Genomic DNA, 21,147 nt, shown 5'->3' on the forward strand with positions numbered 1-21,147 from the left:
GCCATGCTGATTCCCGTGATTCTCTCCGGCGGTGCCGGCACCCGGTTGTGGCCGGTGTCCCGCGAAGGCCATCCCAAGCCGTTCATGACCCTGCCCGACGGTCAGTCGCTGCTGAGTAAAACTTATCGGCGTGCGGCCGGTTTGCTCGATGGCTGGGGCGATATCGTCACGGTGACCAACCGCGACTATTACTTCCAGAGCAAGGATCACTATCAGGACGCGCGCCTGGAACGCCATCGCGGGCATTTCCTGCTCGAGCCGACGGGCCGCAATACGGCCCCGGCCATCACGGCGGCAGCCCTTTCGCTACAAGCCTTGCACGGCGACGAAGCGATCATGGTGGTGATGCCCGCCGACCATCTGATTCTCAACGAAGACGCCTTGAAAAGCGCGGTCGAGCACGCCGTCACGCTGGCCAAGGCTGGTCATCTGGTGACCTTCGGCGTGGTGCCGACAGCCCCGGAAACCGGCTTCGGCTACATCGAAACCGGTGCCCCGCTGGACGACAAAGGCGCCGCCAAGGTGCAACGCTTCGTCGAAAAACCCGACCTGCAAACCGCCACGCATTATCTGGAGAGCGGCAACTTCCTGTGGAATTCGGGGATGTTCTGCTTCTCGATCGCCACGCTGCTGGCCGAGTTGCACCTTCACGCCCCCGCATTGCTGGAACAGGCTCGGGCCTGCATGGCGGCCAGTGCGCCGGTGGAAACCGGCGGTTGCCTGCAACAGGAACTGTCGCCAACGCACTTCGCCAAAATCACCGACATCTCCATCGACTACGCCTTGATGGAGCGCTCCGACAAGGTGGTCGTGGTTCCGGCCTCTTTCGACTGGAGCGACATTGGTTCTTGGGGCGCCGTGGCGGCATTGGTGCCGGCCGATGCGCAGAACAATCGCGCCAGCGGCGACGCGATCTTCATCGACAGCCACAACAACTTCGTCCAGAGCGAAGACCGGTTGGTCGCCGCCGTGGGTGTGGATAACCTGATCATCATCGACACCGCCGACGCGGTGCTGGTCGCCCATGCCGACCGCGCCCAGGATGTGCGCCGGGTGGCCCGGCAGCTCAAGGATGAAAAGCACGAAGCCTATCGCCTGCACCGCACAGTCAACCGACCGTGGGGCACTTACACCGTGCTCGAGGAAGGTCCTCGCTTCAAGATCAAACGTATCGTGGTCAAACCCGGCGCCAAGTTGTCACTGCAAATGCACCATCACCGCAATGAACACTGGGTCGTGGTCGAAGGCATGGCCAAGGTCACCAACAACGGTTCCGGTTCGCACCTGGTGGCCAAGAACGAATCGACATTCATTGCCGCCGGGCACAGGCACCGTCTGGAAAACCCCGGCGTGATCGACCTGGTGATCATCGAAGTGCAAAGCGGTGAATACCTGGGGGAGGACGATATCGTTCGCTTCGAAGACCAATACGGCAGGACGGTTTGAATGTTGCTTTCCCTGTATCGCTCGCTGTGGGGCTATCGAGGTTTCATCCTCGGTAGCGTCAAGCGAGAGTTTCAAGCGCGTTATCGTAATTCGCTGTTCGGTGCCCTGTGGACCGTGCTCAACCCGCTGTCGATGATCGTCGTCTACACGGTGATTTTTTCCCACATCATGCGCGCACGCTTGCCCGGTGTGGATGACGGTATGGCCTACAGCATCTACCTCTGCGCCGGGTTGCTGACCTGGGGCCTGTTCTCGGAAATCACCCTGCGCAGCCAGAACATGTTTCTGGAAAACGCCAACCTGCTGAAGAAAATCAGCTTCCCGAGAATCTGCCTGCCGCTAATCGTGCTGTTCAACGCCGGCATCAACTTCGCGATCATCATCGGGCTGTTCCTGGGCTTTCTGCTGATCACCGGGCGCTTGCCGGGCATGGCCCTGCTGGCGTTGCTGCCGCTGATCGCGCTGCAGGTCATGTTCTGCGCCGGTCTCGGGATGATCCTCGGCGTGTTGAATGTGTTCTTTCGCGATGTCGGGCAATTCTTCGGCATCTGCCTGCAATTCTGGTTCTGGCTGACCCCGATCGTGTACCCGCTGAGCATCCTGCCCGAGTGGGTGCAACGGTTGTTGCAGCTCAACCCGCTGACAAACCTGATGGGCAGTTACCAGAACCTGTTTCTCTACGGCCAATGGCCGGTCTGGAGTTCGCTGCTGCCGATTTTCGTGATCGGTGTGTTGTTCTGCGTGATCGGGCTGCGACTGTTTCGTCAGCGGGTCGGCGAAATGGTGGATGAACTCTGATGGGGCACATACGCGTAACCGGCCTGGGCAAGGCCTACAAGCAATACCCCACACGCTGGAGCCGACTGGCTGAGTGGCTGATTCCGTTTTCGCCGATCCGCCATCGCCAGCACTGGGTGCTGCAAGACGTAGCGTTCGAGATTGCGCCCGGTGAAGCGGTGGGCATTGTCGGGGTCAACGGTGCCGGCAAAAGTACCTTGCTGAAGATGATCACCGGCACCACCCAACCCACCTGTGGGCAGATCCAGCTCGAAGGCCGCGTCGCCGCACTGCTGGAACTGGGCATGGGCTTTCACCCGGATTTTACCGGCCGGCAAAACGCGATCATGGCCGGGCAACTGCTGGGCATGCAGGTCGAAGAAATCGAAGCCCTGATGCCACAGATCGAACATTTCGCGGAAATTGGCGAAGCCATCGACCACCCGGTGCGCACCTACTCCAGCGGCATGCAGATGCGCCTGGCGTTCAGCGTGGCCACCGCGCGGCGCCCGGACATCCTGATCGTCGACGAAGCGCTGTCGGTGGGCGACGCCTACTTCCAGCACAAAAGCTTCGACCGCATCCGCAGCTTTCGCAGGGCCGGCACCACATTGCTGATCGTGTCCCACGACCGCTCGGCGATTCAGTCGATTTGCGATTCGGCGATTCTCCTGGAGAACGGTCGTATGGCCATGCACGGCAAGCCCGAAGCCGTCATGGACTACTACAACGCCCTGCTCGCCGAGCGCGAAGGCCAGACGGTGCGTCAGGAAATGCTCGCGGACGGCCAGGTGCAAACCGTTTCCGGCACCGGTGAAGCCGGGATCCTCAGCGTGCGCCTGCTCGATGAGCGCGAACGTGCCATCGATGCCGCTGAAGTCGGCCAGTCGGTGGTGCTTGAGGTGCAAGTCGAAGTGCGCCAGGACATCGAACGCCTGGTGCTGGGTTTCATGATCAAGGATCGCCTGGGCCAGGCCATGTACGGCATCAATACCCATCGTCAGGACCTCGCCCTCACCGATCTGCAGGCCGGTGAGCGGCTGACCTACCGCTTTGCCTTCGTCATGGGCCTGGGCAAGGGCAACTATTCCGTGGCCCTGAGCCTGTCGCGACTGGACTCGCACCTGGACCGCAATTTCGAGTGGCGCGACTACGGCCTGGTGTTCCATGTGATCAACAACCGACACGAAGACTTTGTCGGCTGTTCGTGGCTGGGGGCGAAAACCACCATCACTCGCGCCGCCGAATCGATTGTTTCGGAGCACACGCCATGACCCGTCTACTGGTGGAATGCACGTACGTGTTCCAGCACCCCAAGGTCAATTCGGGCATTCAGCGGGTGGTGCGCAACGTCATCAATCAGTTGCCTGAACGCGTCGATGGCGTTGAATGCATCCCGGTGGTGATGCTCAAGGGCAAGCTCTACCGGGTTCTGAAACTGAGCCCTTCGGGCATCCCTTTTTTCAACGGGCTGATGGAGTTCGGTGGGCGCCTGGAGCGATTGGCCCATCGTTTCTGGCAACTGCACCAGCGCCTCGACAAACGCTGCACCTCGCGATGGACCCGGCGCGCGCTGTACGCGGCTTATCGCCTCACGGCGTTGGCAGGTTTCAGCGTACCGCTACGCCTGATTGACCGGATCAATCACTATCAACTGCCTAAACGTTGCTCGCCGCTGCAGCATCAACCGGGCGATCAACTCGTGTTGCTGGACTCATCCTGGCACGCCGATTTCTTCCCGTTGGCCGAGCAACTCAAACGCGAAGGCGTGGGCATTGTCTCGGTGATCTACGACCTGATTCCCCTGACCCACCCGCAGTTCTACGACACGCGACTGGTGCAGATTTTCAGCGAGTGGTTCGACTGGATCGCCAAAACCGCCGACGGCTACGTGGCGATTTCCGCCACGGTGCGCGATCAGGTGCGCGAAGAATTGCATCGTCGCGTCGGCCCTGCCAAAGCCGACTCCTTGTGGTTCGACTACTTTCACCTGGGCTCGGAGCTGGACTTGCGCGAAGAAACCGCCTCTGTCGAAACACGCCTGACCCGGCTGTTCGATACCCCGGAACCGGTGTTCCTGATGGTCAGCACCATCGAGCCGCGCAAGAACCACGACTACTTGCTGGACGCCTTCGAACTCGCCTGGGCCGCAGGCTCCACTGCCCGTCTGTGCATCGCCGGGCGCATTGGCTGGAAATGCGATGCCCTGCTCGCCCGGGTACGCAATCACCCGCAGCTGAACAGGCGGTTGTTCATGTTTAACGACCTGAGCGACACCAGCCTCGAACATGCCTATTCCCACGCCAGTGCGCTGGTGTTTCCGTCCTACGTCGAAGGCTTCGGCCTGCCACTGGTGGAAGCCATGCAGCGCGGTTTGCCGGCCATGGGCAGTGACATTCCAGTCTTCCGCGAAATAGGCGGCGAGTTCATGGCGTACTTCGACCTGGCCGAACCACAAAACCTGGCGGATCTGGTTACCCGATTCGAGAGCAGCAAACAATTCCCGGCCGCCCGCGATGTGGCGGACTGGCGCTGGATTGGCTGGCGTGAAGCCAGTGCGCAACTGGCCGAGCGAACCCTGCGCAACCTGGTGGAAACACCCGCAGAGCAAGAGAGGCAACATGCGAATTGCCCTTAACGCCCGAATTCTCCAGGCCCCGCGCACCGGTATCGGCCATTACGTCGCCGAACTGGTGAATGCCCTGGCCGGTGAGCCCGATGTCGAGTTGTCGCTGTTCCATGGCTGGGGCTGGAGTTCTTCGCTACCCGATGCTGCCATGCCGGGCTACTCGCGACTGACGCCGTTGCTGCGGCAGATACCGGGGGCGTATCAGGCTCGACGCTGGCTGGCGCAGAAACGCTTTGATCAAGGCCGCGCGCAGGCGATCGACCTTTATCACGAACCCAGTCTGTGGCCGTTGTCGTTCGACGGCCCGACGGTCATCACCCTGCATGACCTGACACACCTGCACTATCCCGAGACGCAACCACCGGCGCGCCTGCGAGAAATCAAGCGGCGACTGGCCGATGGCGTGCAACAGGCGCAGCTGATTCTCACCGACTCGCAGTACATTGCCGACGAGGCTCAAGCCTGGTTCGCACTGCCGGCCGAGCGTTTTGTAGTTGCCCCGCTGGGCGTGGCGGCACGTTTCCACCCACGCGAGCCCGAGGCCATCGATGCGATGCTCAAGGCCCACGGGGTCGAGATGCGGGATTATTTTCTCTGCGTCGGCACCCTGGAACCACGCAAAAACCTGACCCTGGCCCTGCGCGCTCACGCCCAACTTCCGGAAGCATTGCGTCAGCGCTTTCCGTTATTGATCGTGGGCATGGCCGGCTGGCAGCGTGAACAATTCAACGATGAGCTGCGCCAGGCATTGGCCAATGGTCATGTGTGTTTGCTCGGTTACCTGCCCGACGAGCAGGTCGCGCAGCTGTTGGCCGGCGCCCGGGCGCTGATTTTTCCGTCGCGCTATGAAGGCTTCGGTCTACCCGTGCTGGAGGCCATGGCCAGCGGCACGCCGGTCATCCTGACCCGACGTTCGGCCATGCCTGAAGTCGCAGGCATTGCGGGCAACTATATTGAACCCGACGATCCAGACGGCTTGCGCGATGCCATGCGCCGTCTGATCGACGATCAAACACATTGGCAGGCATGCCGAAAAGCCGGATTGCAGCAGGCAAGGCTATTTTCCTGGGAGCGCTGCGCGAAGATCACCGCCCGCGCCTACCGCCAGGCCATGGGAGGTTGAATGCGAGTTCTTCATTTTTTCAAGACGTACCTGCCTGACTCCGTCGGCGGGATCGAGCAAGTGATCTTCCAGTTGTGTGAAAGCGGCGCCCAGCATGGCATTGAAAGCCAGGTGCTGACTCTAAGTGCCGATCCGAGACCGCCGGTGGTGCAACTCGGGCAGCACGAAGTCCATCGGGCCAAACTCGACATTCAGTTCGCTTCAACAGGCTTTTCTTACAGCGTCTTCAAGCGATTTCGCGAAATGGCCGCTGAGGCGGACGTGGTCAATTACCACTTCCCGTGGCCGTTCATGGACCTGGTGCATTTCTTCAGCGCCATGAACAAACCCAGCGTAGTCACCTATCACTCGGACATCATTCGCCAGAAACACCTGCTCAAACTTTATCGGCCACTGATGAACCGCTTCCTCGCCAGCGCTGACCGAATCGTCGCCGCGTCCCCCAACTACCTGCACACCAGTGATGTGTTGCAGCAGTTTCAGGACAAGACCCGCGTCATTCCCTATGGCCTGAACAAGGCCGGTTATCCACAGGCCGATAACGAACGCATGGACCATTGGCGGCAAAAGCTTGGGGATAAGTTTTTCCTGTTTGTGGGCGTGATGCGCTATTACAAAGGCCTGCACATTCTGCTCGACGCCTTGAAAGACGTGGATTACCCGGTGGTAATCGTCGGCGCCGGGCCGCTGGAAGCCGAACTGCACGCCCAGGCCGCAGCGTTGGGTTTGCGCAATATTCACTTTCTGGGGCGTCTTGGCGACGAAGACAAAGTCGCGCTGCTGCAACTGAGTTACGCCATCGTATTCCCCTCGCACCTGCGCTCCGAAGCGTTCGGCATCTCGCTGCTCGAAGGCGCGATGTACGGCAAACCGATGATCTCCAGCGAAATCGGCACCGGCACCAGCTACATCAACATCCACAACGAAACCGGGCTGGTGGTGCCGCCGAGTCATCCACAAGCGTTCCGTGAAGCCATGCGCACCCTTTGGGAAAACCCGACGATTGCGGCCGAAATGGGCGTGAAGGCAGAGGCGCGTTATCGGCAGCTATTCACGGCGGAAGAAATGGGCCGCAAGTGGACGACGTTGTACGAAGAACTGCTGGAAGAAAAATCCCTGTCCTACGCCTGAACCGGGCCCGGGCTTTTGTGGCGAGCGAGCTTGCTCGCGTTGGGCTGCGTAGCGGCCCCAAAATCTCTGATACACCAAAGATCTTGTGAGTGCTGCGCACTCAAGCGGGAGCAAGCTCCCTCGCCACAAATCGCTTCTACAGGGGATCAGCTGTGTGGCGCAGGTTTGGGTATGGCAACGTTATCCAGCATCCGGTTCACCGCCAGTTCTGCCAGCATGACGATCTGTTGAATCGCCATCGCCGTGTGCCGGTGCGGTCCTTCCAGATACCCCGCAAAATCACTCGAAGGGTGGCGAACCGTACGCGGGTTGGTCGACCAGGGAATGGAAACCCGGCAGGGCCTAAGCCCTCCCACGCACAGCTCGCCATGAAGCAAGCATAAAAGTGCGCCATTCTAAACCTGGGCGACCAAACCCGATCACTGAATTTGCAGCGATCCCCAAAGCCTATCCACCCCATTTCCGACCGACAACCGTCAAAACTTGTCGGAAACATTCCCCAAAATCATCGTTTGTAGGACTGCCTGAAGATCAAAAGATCGCAGCCTTCGGCAGCTCCTACGCAGGATTTGTTTACACCCTGTAGGAACTGCCGAAGGCTGCGATCTGTGGATAACTCACCGACCGGGTCCCAGGCTTTTGTGGCGAGCGAGCTTGCTCGCGCTTGGCTGCGTAGCGGCCCCAAAATCTCTGATATACCAAAGATCTTGTGAGTGCTGCGCACTCAAGCGGGAGCAAGCTCCCTCGCCACAAAAGCCATTCCCACAGGGGTCAGCTGTGTGGCGCAGGTTTGGTTATGGCAACGTTATCCAGCATCCGGTTCACCGCCAGTTCTGCCAGCATGACGATCTGTTGAATCGCCATCGCCGTGTGCCGGTGCGGTCCTTCCAGATACCCCGCAAAATCACCCGCCATGACACTGGCCTGGGCCAACGATTCACAGGTGTGGGCCAACAGGTCTTCGTCTTTGATATCCGGCGCAACGATAAACATCGTGCTCGGTTTGCGGGCCATGGGGGATTTGAGGGCGGAGGGGTTGAGGTAGTGATCGAGCGCGCGGTTAGCGGCTTCGTTGAGTTTTTTGGAATCGAGGGATTCGTAGGGGGAAACGTCGTCGGTTTCTGGGGGATTTGGGGTTGCTTTGAACATGGTGACACTCCGAATGAAAGGTTTTACCGCCACCGATCGCTGCGACGCGATTTGAAGGAGGCAGCTGTACGCGGGGTCGCAGACCGAGCCATTCGGAACTCGGCATACCCGAAGGTATCCCGCGCACAGCCACCATTAAGCAAACGACTAGCACCGAAGTGCTGTGGTTTGGGCCGGCGATTATGCACCAAATGAACTGAACGGACTGCGACACCCGATCGCTGATGTGCAGCGACCCCCAAAGCCTATCCACTCCACTTCCCACCCGACAACCGTCAAAACTTGTCGGAAACATTCCCCAAAATCATCGTTTGTAGGACTGCCTGAAGATCAAAAGATCGCAGCCTTCGGCAGCTCCTACGCAGGATTTGTTTACACCCTGTAGGAGCTGCCGAAGGCTGCGATCTTTTTCTAAAGGTCGAGCACCGAAGGCTCTGAACCCTGGGCTTGCAGGCGTGCATTCGCCTGCGCCCAGGTCCCGGTCAGTAAACTGGTGGGTGACACGCCGTCAAAGCGCCAGCGCAAGGCCAGCGCCGCGGGCCGTCGCACCATGCGCTGCACCTCGAATGTCCACAACCGCTCGGCCCCTTGAAAGGCTTCGACCTGGGGGCCTTCGAGGATGATTTGCGTGCTACCGGTGAGGTGCAGCAAGTCACCGGAATCGAAATCGATGAACAGCAATCCTGCCCGAGGATTGACCAGCAGATTGCCCAACGTATTGAAGAACAGATTGCCGGCGAAGTCCGGGATGGTCAGGCGATTGCCCTCTACCTGGACGAAACCGGCCTGGCCACCTCGGTGAGAAACGTCCACCGAGCGTTGGCCATCGACGTCCACATAACTGGCGACAAAGAAGGTATCGGCGCCGACAATCATGGCTTTGGCCGCGTCATCCAGCCCGTTGTGGTGCTGCGCGACACGGGTCGCCGGATCCGCCAAGGGCACCGAGCGAAACTGGCGCAATTGAATGTATTTCGGGCAATTGCCAAAAGATTGCTGCACCGTCACCTCGAAGCCGCCCGCTGTCACAGCGCCAACTCGGCCATTGAGACGGTTGCGACGTCGCGTGTGCAGCTCAATACCGAGCAGACCGATCGCCATTCCGTCTTGCAATGGCGCAGGGTCGTCGTGACCAGGCAGGCTGGCGAACTGCAACAGCGCAGGCTCTGGTGAATGGGCAAAGCCCGGCGCCCCTTCCAGAATACTGGCCCAAGGGTTGCCGTCAGCATCCACCGCGCCGTACAGCATGAACGGCAGTTGCTGATAAAAGGTGCGGTGCTGATCCGGCATCTCGCTGCGAATCACCCTACGACCTAATTCGTCCATTCGCTCGGCGACACCCACACGAGCCTGCAACTGTTTCTCGCCTGCGTGCCAAGGTGAACGTTCCATAACGGCTTCTCCCCTGCGCTCATCGCGCATCAAGAACAGCCCGACTGAATCGGGCCGTGAACATCAGGCAGTTGTTTGCAAACCGGCAACGGTGCGTGGCATGCCGACAAACCCTGGCAAGGCTTCAACCCGTGTCAGCCAGGCGCGGATGTTGGGGTAGTCATCCAGCGACACATTGCCTTCCGGGGCATGGGCGATGTAGCTGTACGCGGCGATGTCGGCGATGGTCGGCTCACCACCGGCCAGATAGGGCGTTGCGCCCAGTTCCTGATCGATCACTTTGAGCCAGCTGTGGGCGTAAGCGATCACCTCTTGCGCGTTGTAAGGCGCACCAAATACGGTGATCAGCCTTGCCCTGCCCGGGCCGAAGGCAATCGGCCCGGCGGCGACCGACAACCAGCGCTGAACCTTGGCCGCACCGATCGGGTCGGTTGGCAGCCAGCGACCGTTGCCGTATTTCAGCGCAAGGTAGACCAGGATCGCGTTGGAATCGGCCAGCACCACGCCTTGATCATCAATCACCGGCACCTGCCCAAACGGGTTGAGCGCCAGAAAATCCGCTTGCTTGTGGGCGCCCTTGGCCAAATCGACAAAGATCAGCTCGGTCGGCAGTTGCAACAAAGACAGCATCAGCTCCACACGGTGAGCGTGGCCAGAGCGGGGGAAGTTGTAGAGTTTGATCGCTTGCATGGTCGACTCCGCTGGGTGGTGGCGCCGTCCAGGAAGATCAGCGCCGATAGGGGGCCATCTTCCATCCGCAACCAAAACAACAGAATAACCAGCAAACGCAATCCATTATTTCAGCCCGTGCAATAACCCTTCAGCCAAGTAGGGCCGGGTGTTCGCGCAGTACGTTCACCGTGAAGTCCACAAAACTACGGACCCGCGCCGGGGCTTTGCGCCCACCCTGGTAGACCACATGAATGGGCAATGGCGGCAGTTCAAAGTCAGCCAGAACGATTTCCAACTCACCGGCCGCGACTTTGCTCGCCACTTGATACGACAGCACTCGGGTCAGTCCCAGTCCCATGGCGGCGGCCGTGATAGCTGCCTGATTGGCGGTGACCACAAGGCGCGGTTCCAGACGAATGCTGATCGGCTCTCCCGCGTCAATGAACGGCCAGCTTCTGTGCTGACCGATGGACGAGGTCGCGATGATCGGACCTGCGCTCAAATCTGCAGGATGCCGAGGCCGACCATGGTCAGTCAGGAATCCAGGGGACGCGCAGATCACCCGCCGCACTTCGCCCACGCGAATTGCATGTTGATTGCTGTCAGGCAACTCACCGATGCGCACAGCCACATCGATACCCTCCTCGACCATGCTCACCACCCGATCGACCAGTAGAGCGTTGATGCTGACTTCAGGAAATTGAGACAAGTAACCGACCATGACTGGCGTGACGAACAAATCACCGAACAACACCGGCGCCGTGATCGTCAGTTGCCCACGGGGTTGGGCGTGGCTCCCGGCCGCCGAATCCTCCGCTTCCTGCACCTCGGTGAGAATTCTCCGACAATCCTCCAGATAACGCTGACCCGCCTCGCTCAAATGCACGCTGCGGGTAGTACGTGTCAGCAATTGAGTGCCAATGCGTTTCTCCAGCGCCGCCACGGCGCGGGTGACACTGGCCGCCGACATTCCCAAACGCCGCGCCGCCGTCGAGAAGCCTTGTTCCTGGGCGACGGTGGCGAAGACTTGCATTTCCTGGAAGCGGTCCATCGGGCATGTCCTTTATTCAGATAAAAAAAATCGCAACCGTAGGCTGCGATTCTTTTTTGTTTCGATCACCTGTGGATAACTTATTCCACCGTCACCGACTTCGCCAGGTTACGTGGCTGGTCCACGTCAGTACCCTTCAAAACCGCTACATAGTACGAAAGCAGCTGCAGCGGAATGGTGTAGAGGATCGGCGACAGGATGTTGTGGATGTGCGGCATCTGGACGACATGAGTGCCTTCGCCATTGGTCATGCCAGCCTGTTCGTCGGCGAAGACGATCAGTTCACCGCCACGGGCGCGGACTTCCTGAAGGTTGGATTTCAACTTCTCCAGCAGTTCGTTGTTCGGCGCCACAGTGACTACGGGCATGTCGTTATCCACAAGCGCCAACGGGCCATGTTTCAGTTCGCCCGCCGGATAGGCTTCCGCGTGGATGTAGGAGATTTCCTTGAGCTTGAGGGCCCCTTCCATCGCCACCGGGAATTGCGCACCACGACCGAGGAACAGGGTGTGGTTCTTTTCGGCGAACAGCTCGGCAATTTTTTCCACGGTGCTGTCCATCGCCAGGGCTTCGCCCAAACGGGTCGGCAAGCGACGCAGTTCTTCGACCAGTGTGGCTTCGACGCCTTCGGCCAATGTACCGCGAACCTGACCCAGAGACAGAGTCAGCAACAGCAGACCAACCAGTTGAGTGGTGAAGGCTTTGGTCGACGCCACGCCGATTTCGCGACCGGCCTGGGTCAACAGCGTCAGGTCCGATTCACGTACCAGAGAACTGATGCCGACGTTGCAGATTGCCAGGCTGGCGAGGAAACCGAGCTCCTTGGCATTGCGCAGCGCGGCCAGGGTGTCGGCGGTTTCACCTGACTGGGAGATACTCACGAACAGCGTGTTCGGCTGCACCACTACCTTGCGATAGCGGAATTCGCTGGCGACTTCGACCTGACATGGGATGCCAGCCAGTTCTTCGAGCCAGTAACGGGCAACCATGCCGGCGTGATAGCTGGTGCCGCAGGCGACGATCTGTACATTACGTACCTTGGCAAACAGTTCGGCAGCTTCGGGGCCAAATGCTTCGACCAGCACCTTGTTCTGGCTCAGGCGACCTTCGAGGGTGCGCTGTACCACGACTGGTTGCTCATGAATTTCCTTGAGCATGTAATGGCGGAATTCGCCCTTGTCAGCCGCTTCGGCACCATCGCGGTACTGCACGCTTTCACGCTGGACGAGCGCGCCATCGATGTCCCAGATCTGCACGCTGTCGCGGCGAATTTCGGCGATATCGCCTTCTTCCAGGTACATGAAACGGTCGGTGACCTGACGTAGCGCCAATTGGTCGGAAGCCAGGAAATTCTCCCCCATACCCAGACCGATCACCAATGGGCTGCCACTGCGAGCCGCCACCAGGCGATCCGGTTGCAGGGCGCTGATCACCGCCAAACCGTAAGCACCGTGCAGCTCTTGCACGGTCGCTTTCAGGGCGACTGTCAGGTCGGGTTGCAGCTTGAGTTTTTCGTGCAGCAGATGCGCGATGACTTCAGTGTCAGTGTCCGACGAGAACACGTGGCCCAACGCCTGGAGTTGCTGGCGCAGGGCGTCATGGTTCTCGATGATGCCGTTGTGCACCACCGCCAGATCGCCGGAAAAATGCGGGTGAGCATTGCGTTCACACGGCGCGCCGTGAGTCGCCCAGCGAGTATGGGCAATGCCCAGACGGCCGACCAGAGGCTCTTCGATCAGCGCCTGTTCCAGCTCGCTGACCTTGCCCGGACGACGCGTGCGCAGGAGTTTTTCATCATTGGTGTACACCGCCACACCAGCGCTGTCATACCCACGGTATTCCAGACGCTTGAGGCCTTCGAGCAGGATGGCGGTAACGTTACGTTCTGCGACTGCACCGACAATTCCACACATGCTAGTTCTCCTGACTGACGGCGGCGCAAATCAAATTAATGCCGCGGGCCTGAATCTGATCGCGTGCCGCAAGTGGCAGACGATCATCGGTAATGAGGGTATGGACGCTGCTCCATGGCAGCTCCAGATTGGGAATTTTGCGGCCGATCTTGTCGGCCTCGACCATCACGATCACTTCGCGGGCAACCTCGGCCATGACACGGCTCAAGCCCAGCAATTCATTGAAGGTGGTGGTCCCGCGTACCAGATCGATGCCATCGGCACCGATAAATAGCTGATCAAAGTCATATGAGCGTAGTACTTGCTCGGCCACCTGACCCTGGAAGGACTCGGAATGCGGGTCCCAGGTACCGCCGGTCATCAACAGCACCGGCTCGTGCTCGAGTTCGCTCAAAGCGTTGGCGACATACAGGGAGTTGGTCATCACCACCAGACCCGGTTGTTGGCCGAGTTCCGGGATCATCGCGGCGGTGGTGCTGCCGCTGTCGATGATGATTCGCGCATGCTCGCGGATCCGCGTGACGGCGGCGCGGGCAATGGCCTGCTTGTATTTGGAAACCGGTTGGCCGATATCGGCAACCAGCTCCTGAGGTATGGTGACCGCCCCGCCATAGCGACGCAGCAACAGACCGTTGCTTTCAAGCGCAGCCAAGTCTTTGCGAATCGTAACTTCCGAGGTTTCGAAGCGCTTGGCCAACTCATCCACACTGACTTCCCCCTGCTCATTGAGCAAAGCAAGGATGTTATGGCGGCGTTGGGGCGTGTTGCGCTTTGACATGGCTTGGTAAGTTTCGATTCGAAAGATAACGTAAGCAATCAAAACCCATTAGCGAAACTTCGTCAAGTCAGCGTCATAAAAAAGTTGTGTGGATAACCCATAAAAAAGATCGCAGCCTTCGGCAGCTCCTACAGGATGAATACGTATTCCTTGTAGGAGCTGCCGAAGGCTGCGATCTTTTGATCTTGCTGTGGATAACTCAGCTCTTCTTGATCTTCTCCGGCCGTTTCCAGCCATCGATGTTCTTCTGCCGAGCCCGACCCACGGCCAACTGAGCCTTATCCACATTCTGGGTAATGGTCGAACCCGCCGCCGTGGTCGCACCCGCTGAGATATCCACAGGCGCTACCAACGAATTGTTAGAGCCGATGAATACATCTTCGCCCAACACGGTTTTCCACTTGTTAGCCCCATCGTAGTTACAGGTGATGGTGCCTGCGCCGATGTTGGTGCGCGCACCGATCTCGGCGTCGCCCAGATACGTCAAGTGACCAGCCTTGGCGCCTTCGCCCATGTGGGCGTTCTTCAGTTCAACGAAGTTACCCACATGCGCACGAGCTTCCAGCACCGTGCCGGGACGCAAACGAGCGAACGGGCCGGCATCGCTGCCTTCACCGAGTATTGCGCCCTCGATATGGCTGTTGGCCTTGATCACTACGCCTTTGCGCAGGGTGCTGTCTTTGATCACGCAGTTCGGGCCAATCACCACGTCGTCTTCGATGACGACTTTGCCTTCGAGGATCACATTGATGTCGATCAGCACATCGCGACCAACGGTAACCTCGCCACGCACATCGAAACGCGCCGGGTCGCGTAGGGTCACGCCTTGAGCCATCAAATGACGCGCCATGCGCAACTGATAATGACGCTCAAGCTCGGCCAGTTGCTTGCGATCATTGGCGCCCTGCACTTCCATGGTGTCGTGGGGGTGTTCGGTGGCCACCACCAGACCATCGCTGACTGCCATGGCAATCACGTCGGTCAGGTAGTACTCACCTTGGGCATTGTTATTGGAGAGACGACTGACCCAATCACCCAAACGTTCGAAAGGCAGCGCCAGAATGCCGGTATTGCCTTCGGTGATCGCACGTTCGAGCTCGGTGGTGTCTTTATGCTCGACGATGGCGGTCACCTTGCCGGCGGCATCGCGGACGATGCGACCGTAACCCGTCGGGTCATCCAGCTCGACGGTCAACAGGCCCAGTTGCTGCGGTTCAGCCAGCTTGAGCAGACGTTGCAGGGTTTCAACTTCAATCAACGGTACGTCCCCGTACAGAATCAACACGGTGTCGGACTTGATGAACGGGACAGCCTGGGCCACCGCATGTCCAGTACCCAGCTGTTGATCCTGCAGGACGAAATTCAGGTCATCGGCGCCCAGGCGCTCGCGCACCACTTCGGCGCCATGGCCGATCACCACATGAATGCGTTGTGGATCAAGTTGCCGGGCGGTGTGGATAACATGGCCAAGCATTGAGTTACCGGCAACAGGGTGCAGAACTTTTGGCAAGGCCGAACGCATGCGCGTGCCTTGGCCGGCAGCGAGGATAACGATTTCAAGAGACATGACAGGCTACTAATCCTGGGGGTCAGCGGCTGCGACCGGGTGATTAAAGTCGGAAAAGAAAAAAGGGTAGCCGAGGCTACCCTTTTTAATCAATCGCGCAATAAGTCGATGGCCGATTAGTGGCCGAACTTCTTGCGGATCTGCTGGACGGTGCGCAGCTGAGCTGCAGCCTCGGCCAGACGTGCGGCAGCAGCTCCGTAATCGAACTCTGCGCCTTTGTCATGCAATGCCTTCTCGGCAGCCTGAACTGCTTCCCGAGCGGAGGCTTCATCCAGGTCGGCAGCACGTTGCACGGTGTCGGCAAGAACCTTGACCATGTTCGGCTGAACCTCGAGGAAACCACCAGAGATGTAATACACCTCCTCTTCCCCGCCCTGCTTGACCAGGCGGATCGGGCCCGGCTTGAGATTAGTGATCAACGGCGCGTGACCCAGAGCGATACCAAGATCACCCAGTGCACCGTGCGCAATCACCATCTCGACCAGACCGGAAAAGATTTCCCCTTCCGCGCTGACGATATCGCAATGGACTGTCATAGCCATCTGATTGCCTCAACCTAAATTAGCGCCCGTTGCCGGGCGCCGGGATTACAGTTTCTTGGCTTTCTCGATCGCTTCTTCGATGCCGCCGACCATGTAGAACGCTTGTTCTGGCAGGTGGTCGTAGTCACCGTTGAGGATGCCTTTGAAGCCAGCAATGGTGTCTTTCAGGGAAACGTATTTACCCGATGCACCGGTGAAGACTTCAGCCACGAAGAACGGCTGCGACAAGAAACGCTGGATCTTACGAGCACGGTTTACCAACTGCTTGTCGGCTTCCGACAGCTCGTCCATACCCAGGATCGCAATGATGTCCTTCAGTTCTTTGTAACGCTGCAGAACATACTGTACGCCGCGAGCGGTGTCGTAGTGGTCCTGGCCGATTACGTTCGGGTCCAGCTGGCGCGAAGTCGAGTCGAGTGGATCGACCGCCGGGTAGATACCCAGGGAGGCGATGTCACGGGACAGAACGACGGTGGCGTCCAAGTGGGCGAAGGTGGTCGCTGGCGACGGGTCAGTCAAGTCATCCGCCGGTACGTATACCGCCTGGATCGAGGTGATCGAACCGTTTTTGGTCGAAGTGATACGCTCTTGCAGAGTACCCATCTCTTCGGCCAGGGTCGGCTGGTAACCTACTGCCGAAGGCATACGGCCCAGCAGTGCGGATACTTCAGTACCGGCCAGGGTGTAACGATAGATGTTGTCGACGAACAGCAGAACGTCGTTACCTTCGTCACGGAACTTCTCGGCCATGGTCAGGCCGGTCAGTGCTACGCGCAGACGGTTACCCGGCGGCTCGTTCATCTGACCGTAAACCAGTGCCACTTTGTCCAGAACGTTGGAATCCTTCATCTCGTGGTAGAAGTCGTTACCCTCACGAGTACGCTCACCCACACCGGCGAACACGGAATAACCGCTGTGCTCGATGGCGATGTTACGGATCAGTTCCATCATGTTTACGGTTTTGCCTACACCGGCACCACCGAACAGACCGACTTTACCACCCTTGGCGAACGGGCAAACCAGGTCGATAACCTTGATGCCGGTTTCCAGCAGGTCGTTGCCGCCCGCTTGTTCAGCGAAGGTTGGCGCAGGACGGTGAATGCCCCAGCGCTCTTCGGTGTCGATCGGGCCAGCTTCGTCGATCGGGTTACCCAGAACGTCCATGATCCGGCCCAGGGTCGCTTTACCGACCGGTACGGAGATGGCTGTGCCAGAGTCAGTGACTTCCAGACCGCGCTTCAAGCCCTCGGTGGAACCCATCGCAATGGTACGAACCACGCCGTCGCCCAGCTGCTGCTGAACTTCCAGGGTGGTTTCGGCCGCGCTCACTACTTTCAGCGCGTTGTAGATGCTCGGTACGCTGTCGCGTGGAAATTCCACGTCGATAACGGCGCCGATGATTTGAACGATACGTCCGCTACTCATAGCTGGATCCTCTGAATATTTGAACCGTTAAACCGCGGCAGCGCCGCCGACGATTTCCGAGATCTCTTGGGTGATCGCAGCCTGACGCGCCTTGTTGTAGACCAGCTGCAAATCGCTGATCAAATCACCGGCGTTGTCGGTAGCGTTCTTCATCGCGATCATCCGCGCAGCTTGTTCAGCCGCGTTGTTCTCGACCACCGCCTGGTAGACCTGCGACTCCACGTAGCGGACCATCAAGCCGTCAAGCAGCTCTTTGGCGTCCGGTTCGTACAGATAATCCCAGTGGTGCTTGAGTTCTTGATCCGGGGTTGCCACCAATGGAATCAACTGCTCCACGGTAGGCAATTGCGTCATGGTGTTGACGAACTTGTTGGACACCACGGACAGGCGGTCAATACGGCCGTCCAGGTAGGCATCCAGCATCACCTTGACGCTGCCGATCAAGTCATTGATCGACGGCTCTTCACCCAGGTGGCTGATAGCTGCAACGACGTTACCGCCGAAGTTGCGGAAGAAAGCCGCACCCTTGCTACCGACTACACACAGATCAATCTCGACGCCGTTTTCGCGGTTTACCGCCATGTCCTTGACCAGGGCCTTGAACAGGTTGGTGTTCAAGCCACCACACAGACCACGGTCACTGCTCACCACGACGTAACCGACGCGCTTTACTTCACGGTCGATCATGAACGGGTGGCGATACTCCGGGTTGGCGTTGGCCAGATGGCCAATAACCTGGCGGATGCGCTCCGCATAAGGACGGCTAGCAGCCATGCGCATTTGTGCCTTGCGCATTTTGCTGACCGCCACTTTTTCCATGGCGCTGGTAATCTTTTGCGTGCTTTTGATGCTCGCAATCTTACTGCGAATCTCTTTTGCGCCTGCCATGTAACACCTATCAGGTTAGCAAGCGGGAGCCTTGCGGCTCCCGCTGCGGCTTACCAGGTTTGGGTGGCCTTGAACTTCTCGATACCGGCTTTCATGCCAGCGTCGATTTCGTCATTGAAGTCACCCTTCACGTTGATCTTCGCCATCAAATCGGCGTGATCGCGGTTGAAGAAAGCAATCAGCGCTTGTTCAAAGCTGCCGATCTTGGCGATTTCGACGTCAGTCAGGAACCCACGCTCAGCGGCATACAGCGACAGCGCCATGTCAGCGATCGACATTGGTGCGTATTGCTTCTGCTTCATCAGCTCGGTAACGCGCTGACCATGCTCAAGTTGCTTACGGGTCGCTTCGTCCAGGTCAGAAGCGAACTGGGCGAATGCCGCCAGTTCACGGTACTGAGCCAGAGCGGTACGGATACCACCGGAGAGCTTCTTGATGATCTTGGTCTGAGCGGCACCACCCACACGGGATACCGAAACACCGGCGTTCACAGCAGGACGGATCCCGGAGTTGAACATGGCCGATTCCAGGAAGATCTGACCGTCGGTGATGGAAATCACGTTGGTCGGAACGAACGCGGAAACGTCGCCAGCCTGGGTTTCGATGATCGGCAGTGCGGTCAGGGAACCGGTTTTGCCGGTCACTGCGCCGTTGGTGAACTTCTCTACGTACTCTTCCGAAACGCGGGATGCGCGCTCCAGCAGACGGGAGTGGAGATAGAACACGTCGCCTGGGTAAGCTTCACGGCCTGGTGGACGGCGCAGCAGCAGGGAAATCTGGCGGTAAGCCACTGCTTGCTTGGACAGATCGTCATAAACGATCAGCGCGTCTTCACCGCGGTCGCGGAAGAATTCACCCATGGTGCAACCGGAGTACGGAGCCAGGAACTGCAGTGCTGCAGATTCCGAAGCGCTCGCCGCCACGACGATGGTGTTAGCCAGTGCGCCGTTTTCTTCCAGCTTGCGAACCACGTTGGCGATGGTCGATTGCTTCTGACCGATGGCTACGTAGACGCAGAAAATGCCGCTGTCTTTCTGGTTGATGATCGCGTCGATCGCCAGAGCGGTTTTACCGATCTGACGGTCACCGATGATCAGCTCACGCTGGCCACGGCCGACAGGGATCATGGCATCGACAGCCTTGTAGCCAGTCTGTACAGGCTGGTCTACCGACTTACGCCAGATCACGCCTGGAGCAACTTTCTCGACCGCATCGGTCTCGGTGTTGTTCAGCGGACCTTTGCCGTCAACTGGGTTACCCAGTGCGTCGACTACGCGACCCAGCAGTTCCTTACCAACCGGAACTTCGAGGATGCGGCCGGTGCACTTGGCGCTCATGCCTTCAGCCAGAGACTGGTAGGAGCCCAATACAACGGCACCTACAGAGTCTTGCTCAAGGTTGAGAGCCATACCGAAGACGCCGCCCGGAAACTCGATCATCTCGCCGTACATGACGTCGGCCAGACCGTGAATCCGCACGATACCGTCAGATACGCTGACGACAGTGCCTTCGTTACGGGCTTGAGAGGTCACATCGAGCTTGTCGATGCGGCCCTTGATAATTTCACTTATTTCGGAAGGATTGAGTTGCTGCATTGCTCTGCTGCCCCTTCAAACTCAAGATTTCAATGCTTCGGCAAGGTTCGCGAGTTTGCCGCGAACCGAGCCATCGATAACCAGGTCGCCGGCGCGGATGACAATGCCCCCAATCAGGGATTTGTCTTCCTCGACTTGCAGGCGCACTTCCCGGTTGAGTCGTGCACTGAGAACCTTGGCGAGTTTGTCTTGCTGTTCTTGGTTCAATGCAAAAGCACTGGTCACTTCAACGTCTACCGACTTCTCTTGTTCAGCCTTGTACAGGTCGAACAGAGCGGATATCTCCGGCAAAAGCGGGAGACGGTCGTTTTCGGCAACGACGTTAATGAAGTTCTGTGCCTTGGCATCAAACTTGTCGCCGCACACGTCGATAAACGTGGCGGCCTTGTTTGCGCTCGTCAGTCGCGGGGCCTTGAGCACGCGCTGCATGGTGTCATCTTGCGACACTGCTGCAGCCAGGCCGAGCATGGCTGACCAAGAGGCCAGTTGCTGGTGGGCCTGGGCGTGCTCGAAGGCTGCCTTAGCGTAAGGTCGGGCCAACGTGGTCAATTCTGCCATGATCGCCCTCGCTTAAATTTCAGCAGCCAGTTTGTTTACCAGCTCCGCGTGCGCGTTTTGATCGATTGTGGCACCCAGGATCTTCTCGGCGCCGCCGACAGCCAGTGCACCCAATTGGGCACGCAGCGCGTCTTTGACACTGTTCAGTTCCTGCTCGATCTCGGCCTGAGCCTGAACCTTCACACGGTCAGCGTCGATACGGGCTTTTTCAACAGCCTCTTCAACGATCTGGTTACCGCGTTTCTTGGCTTGCTCAATGATTTCGGCTGCCTGAGCTTTCGCTTCGCGCAGTTGTTGACCCGCTTTATCTTGGGCCAACTCCAGGTCGCGAGCTGCTCGGGCGGCAGCGTCCAGTCCATCCGCGATCTTCTTCTGACGTTCGTGCAAAGCCGCGATGACCGGAGGCCATACGAACTTCATGCAAAAAAGTACAAAAATTAAGAACGCAACGGACTGGCCAATCAGGGTTGCATTAATGTTCACGCCAACACCTCGCTCGTTCGTTGCACAA

Annotated in this window: 18 protein-coding genes and 2 pseudogenes; 6 read left to right on the plus strand and 14 right to left on the minus strand. The window is 58.7% G+C overall.

The window, feature by feature from the left end:
- The first annotated feature begins 3 nt into the window (after positions 1-3).
- The 6 genes from ABH909_RS03455 to ABH909_RS03480 are packed head-to-tail and all read left to right on the plus strand — an operon-like array spanning position 4 to position 7,106.
- Positions 4-1,446, plus strand: a complete 1,443-nt coding sequence (locus tag ABH909_RS03455; protein WP_429430535.1) for a mannose-1-phosphate guanylyltransferase/mannose-6-phosphate isomerase — start codon at positions 4-6, stop codon at positions 1,444-1,446.
- A complete protein-coding gene (locus ABH909_RS03460; RefSeq protein ID WP_429430537.1) occupies positions 1,447-2,244 on the plus strand; it encodes an ABC transporter permease in 798 nt (265 codons plus the stop codon).
- Positions 2,244-3,497, plus strand: coding sequence for an ABC transporter ATP-binding protein (locus ABH909_RS03465; RefSeq protein WP_429430538.1), 1,254 nt, complete (start codon positions 2,244-2,246; stop codon positions 3,495-3,497). The genes ABH909_RS03460 and ABH909_RS03465 overlap by 1 nt, the downstream gene beginning before the upstream one ends.
- Complete coding sequence (locus ABH909_RS03470; RefSeq protein ID WP_429430540.1) at positions 3,494-4,861, plus strand: glycosyltransferase family 4 protein; 1,368 nt, start codon at positions 3,494-3,496, stop codon at positions 4,859-4,861. Before ABH909_RS03465 ends, ABH909_RS03470 begins: the two co-directional genes overlap by 4 nt.
- Positions 4,845-5,975, plus strand: a complete 1,131-nt coding sequence (locus tag ABH909_RS03475) for a glycosyltransferase family 4 protein (protein WP_429430542.1) — start codon at positions 4,845-4,847, stop codon at positions 5,973-5,975. The genes ABH909_RS03470 and ABH909_RS03475 overlap by 17 nt, the downstream gene beginning before the upstream one ends.
- Positions 5,976-7,106 (plus strand): glycosyltransferase family 4 protein, encoded by a 1,131-nt coding sequence (locus tag ABH909_RS03480; protein ID WP_429430544.1) that lies wholly within the window; start codon positions 5,976-5,978, stop codon positions 7,104-7,106.
- 146 nt (positions 7,107-7,252) lie between these two features.
- On the opposite strand, the pseudogene ABH909_RS03485 reads toward ABH909_RS03480, so the two are convergent.
- From ABH909_RS03485 to ABH909_RS03550, 14 genes and pseudogenes are all read right to left on the minus strand, one after another.
- Positions 7,253-7,393 (minus strand): annotated as a pseudogene (locus ABH909_RS03485) (DUF6124 family protein); the annotation flags it as partial.
- Between the two features lie 484 nt (positions 7,394-7,877).
- Positions 7,878-8,255, minus strand: a complete 378-nt coding sequence (locus tag ABH909_RS03490; RefSeq protein ID WP_429430546.1) for a DUF6124 family protein — start codon at positions 8,253-8,255, stop codon at positions 7,878-7,880.
- 441 nt (positions 8,256-8,696) lie between these two features.
- Positions 8,697-9,647: pseudogene (locus tag ABH909_RS03495) on the minus strand (pyridoxamine 5'-phosphate oxidase family protein); the annotation flags it as partial.
- 63 nt (positions 9,648-9,710) lie between these two features.
- The gene (locus ABH909_RS03500; RefSeq protein ID WP_429430548.1) at positions 9,711-10,337 is read right to left on the minus strand and encodes a glutathione S-transferase family protein; all 627 of its coding nucleotides are present in this window, start codon (positions 10,335-10,337) and stop codon (positions 9,711-9,713) included.
- Between the two features lie 130 nt (positions 10,338-10,467).
- Positions 10,468-11,370 carry a LysR family transcriptional regulator gene (locus ABH909_RS03505; protein WP_429430550.1) on the minus strand — a complete coding sequence of 301 codons (903 nt, stop codon included), beginning with the start codon at positions 11,368-11,370 and terminating at the stop codon, positions 10,468-10,470.
- Positions 11,371-11,450: 80 nt separating this feature from the next.
- Positions 11,451-13,283 (minus strand): glutamine--fructose-6-phosphate transaminase (isomerizing), encoded by a 1,833-nt coding sequence (glmS, locus tag ABH909_RS03510; RefSeq protein WP_429430551.1) that lies wholly within the window; start codon positions 13,281-13,283, stop codon positions 11,451-11,453.
- 1 nt (position 13,284) lies between these two features.
- Positions 13,285-14,061 (minus strand): DeoR/GlpR family DNA-binding transcription regulator, encoded by a 777-nt coding sequence (locus tag ABH909_RS03515; protein ID WP_429430553.1) that lies wholly within the window; start codon positions 14,059-14,061, stop codon positions 13,285-13,287.
- 199 nt (positions 14,062-14,260) lie between these two features.
- Positions 14,261-15,628 carry a bifunctional UDP-N-acetylglucosamine diphosphorylase/glucosamine-1-phosphate N-acetyltransferase GlmU gene (gene glmU, locus ABH909_RS03520; RefSeq protein WP_429430555.1) on the minus strand — a complete coding sequence of 456 codons (1,368 nt, stop codon included), beginning with the start codon at positions 15,626-15,628 and terminating at the stop codon, positions 14,261-14,263.
- A 116-nt stretch (positions 15,629-15,744) separates the two neighbouring features.
- On the minus strand, positions 15,745-16,170 hold the full coding sequence (locus tag ABH909_RS03525) for a F0F1 ATP synthase subunit epsilon (protein ID WP_429430557.1): 426 nt from the start codon (positions 16,168-16,170) through the stop codon (positions 15,745-15,747).
- Between the two features lie 45 nt (positions 16,171-16,215).
- Positions 16,216-17,595 (minus strand): F0F1 ATP synthase subunit beta, encoded by a 1,380-nt coding sequence (atpD, locus tag ABH909_RS03530; protein ID WP_007903035.1) that lies wholly within the window; start codon positions 17,593-17,595, stop codon positions 16,216-16,218.
- Between the two features lie 27 nt (positions 17,596-17,622).
- The gene (atpG, locus tag ABH909_RS03535; protein ID WP_305503981.1) at positions 17,623-18,483 is read right to left on the minus strand and encodes a F0F1 ATP synthase subunit gamma; all 861 of its coding nucleotides are present in this window, start codon (positions 18,481-18,483) and stop codon (positions 17,623-17,625) included.
- 50 nt (positions 18,484-18,533) lie between these two features.
- Entirely contained in the window at positions 18,534-20,078 is a 1,545-nt protein-coding gene (atpA, locus tag ABH909_RS03540; protein WP_008007884.1) for a F0F1 ATP synthase subunit alpha, read from the minus strand.
- Between the two features lie 21 nt (positions 20,079-20,099).
- The gene (locus ABH909_RS03545; RefSeq protein ID WP_007903030.1) at positions 20,100-20,636 is read right to left on the minus strand and encodes a F0F1 ATP synthase subunit delta; all 537 of its coding nucleotides are present in this window, start codon (positions 20,634-20,636) and stop codon (positions 20,100-20,102) included.
- A gap of 12 nt (positions 20,637-20,648) precedes the next feature.
- Positions 20,649-21,119 (minus strand): F0F1 ATP synthase subunit B, encoded by a 471-nt coding sequence (locus ABH909_RS03550; protein WP_007903028.1) that lies wholly within the window; start codon positions 21,117-21,119, stop codon positions 20,649-20,651.
- Positions 21,120-21,147 lie beyond the last annotated feature (28 nt).

Source organism: Pseudomonas sp. BS3782 TE3695 (assembly GCF_050435305.1).
Classification (GTDB): Bacteria; Pseudomonadota; Gammaproteobacteria; order Pseudomonadales; family Pseudomonadaceae; genus Aquipseudomonas.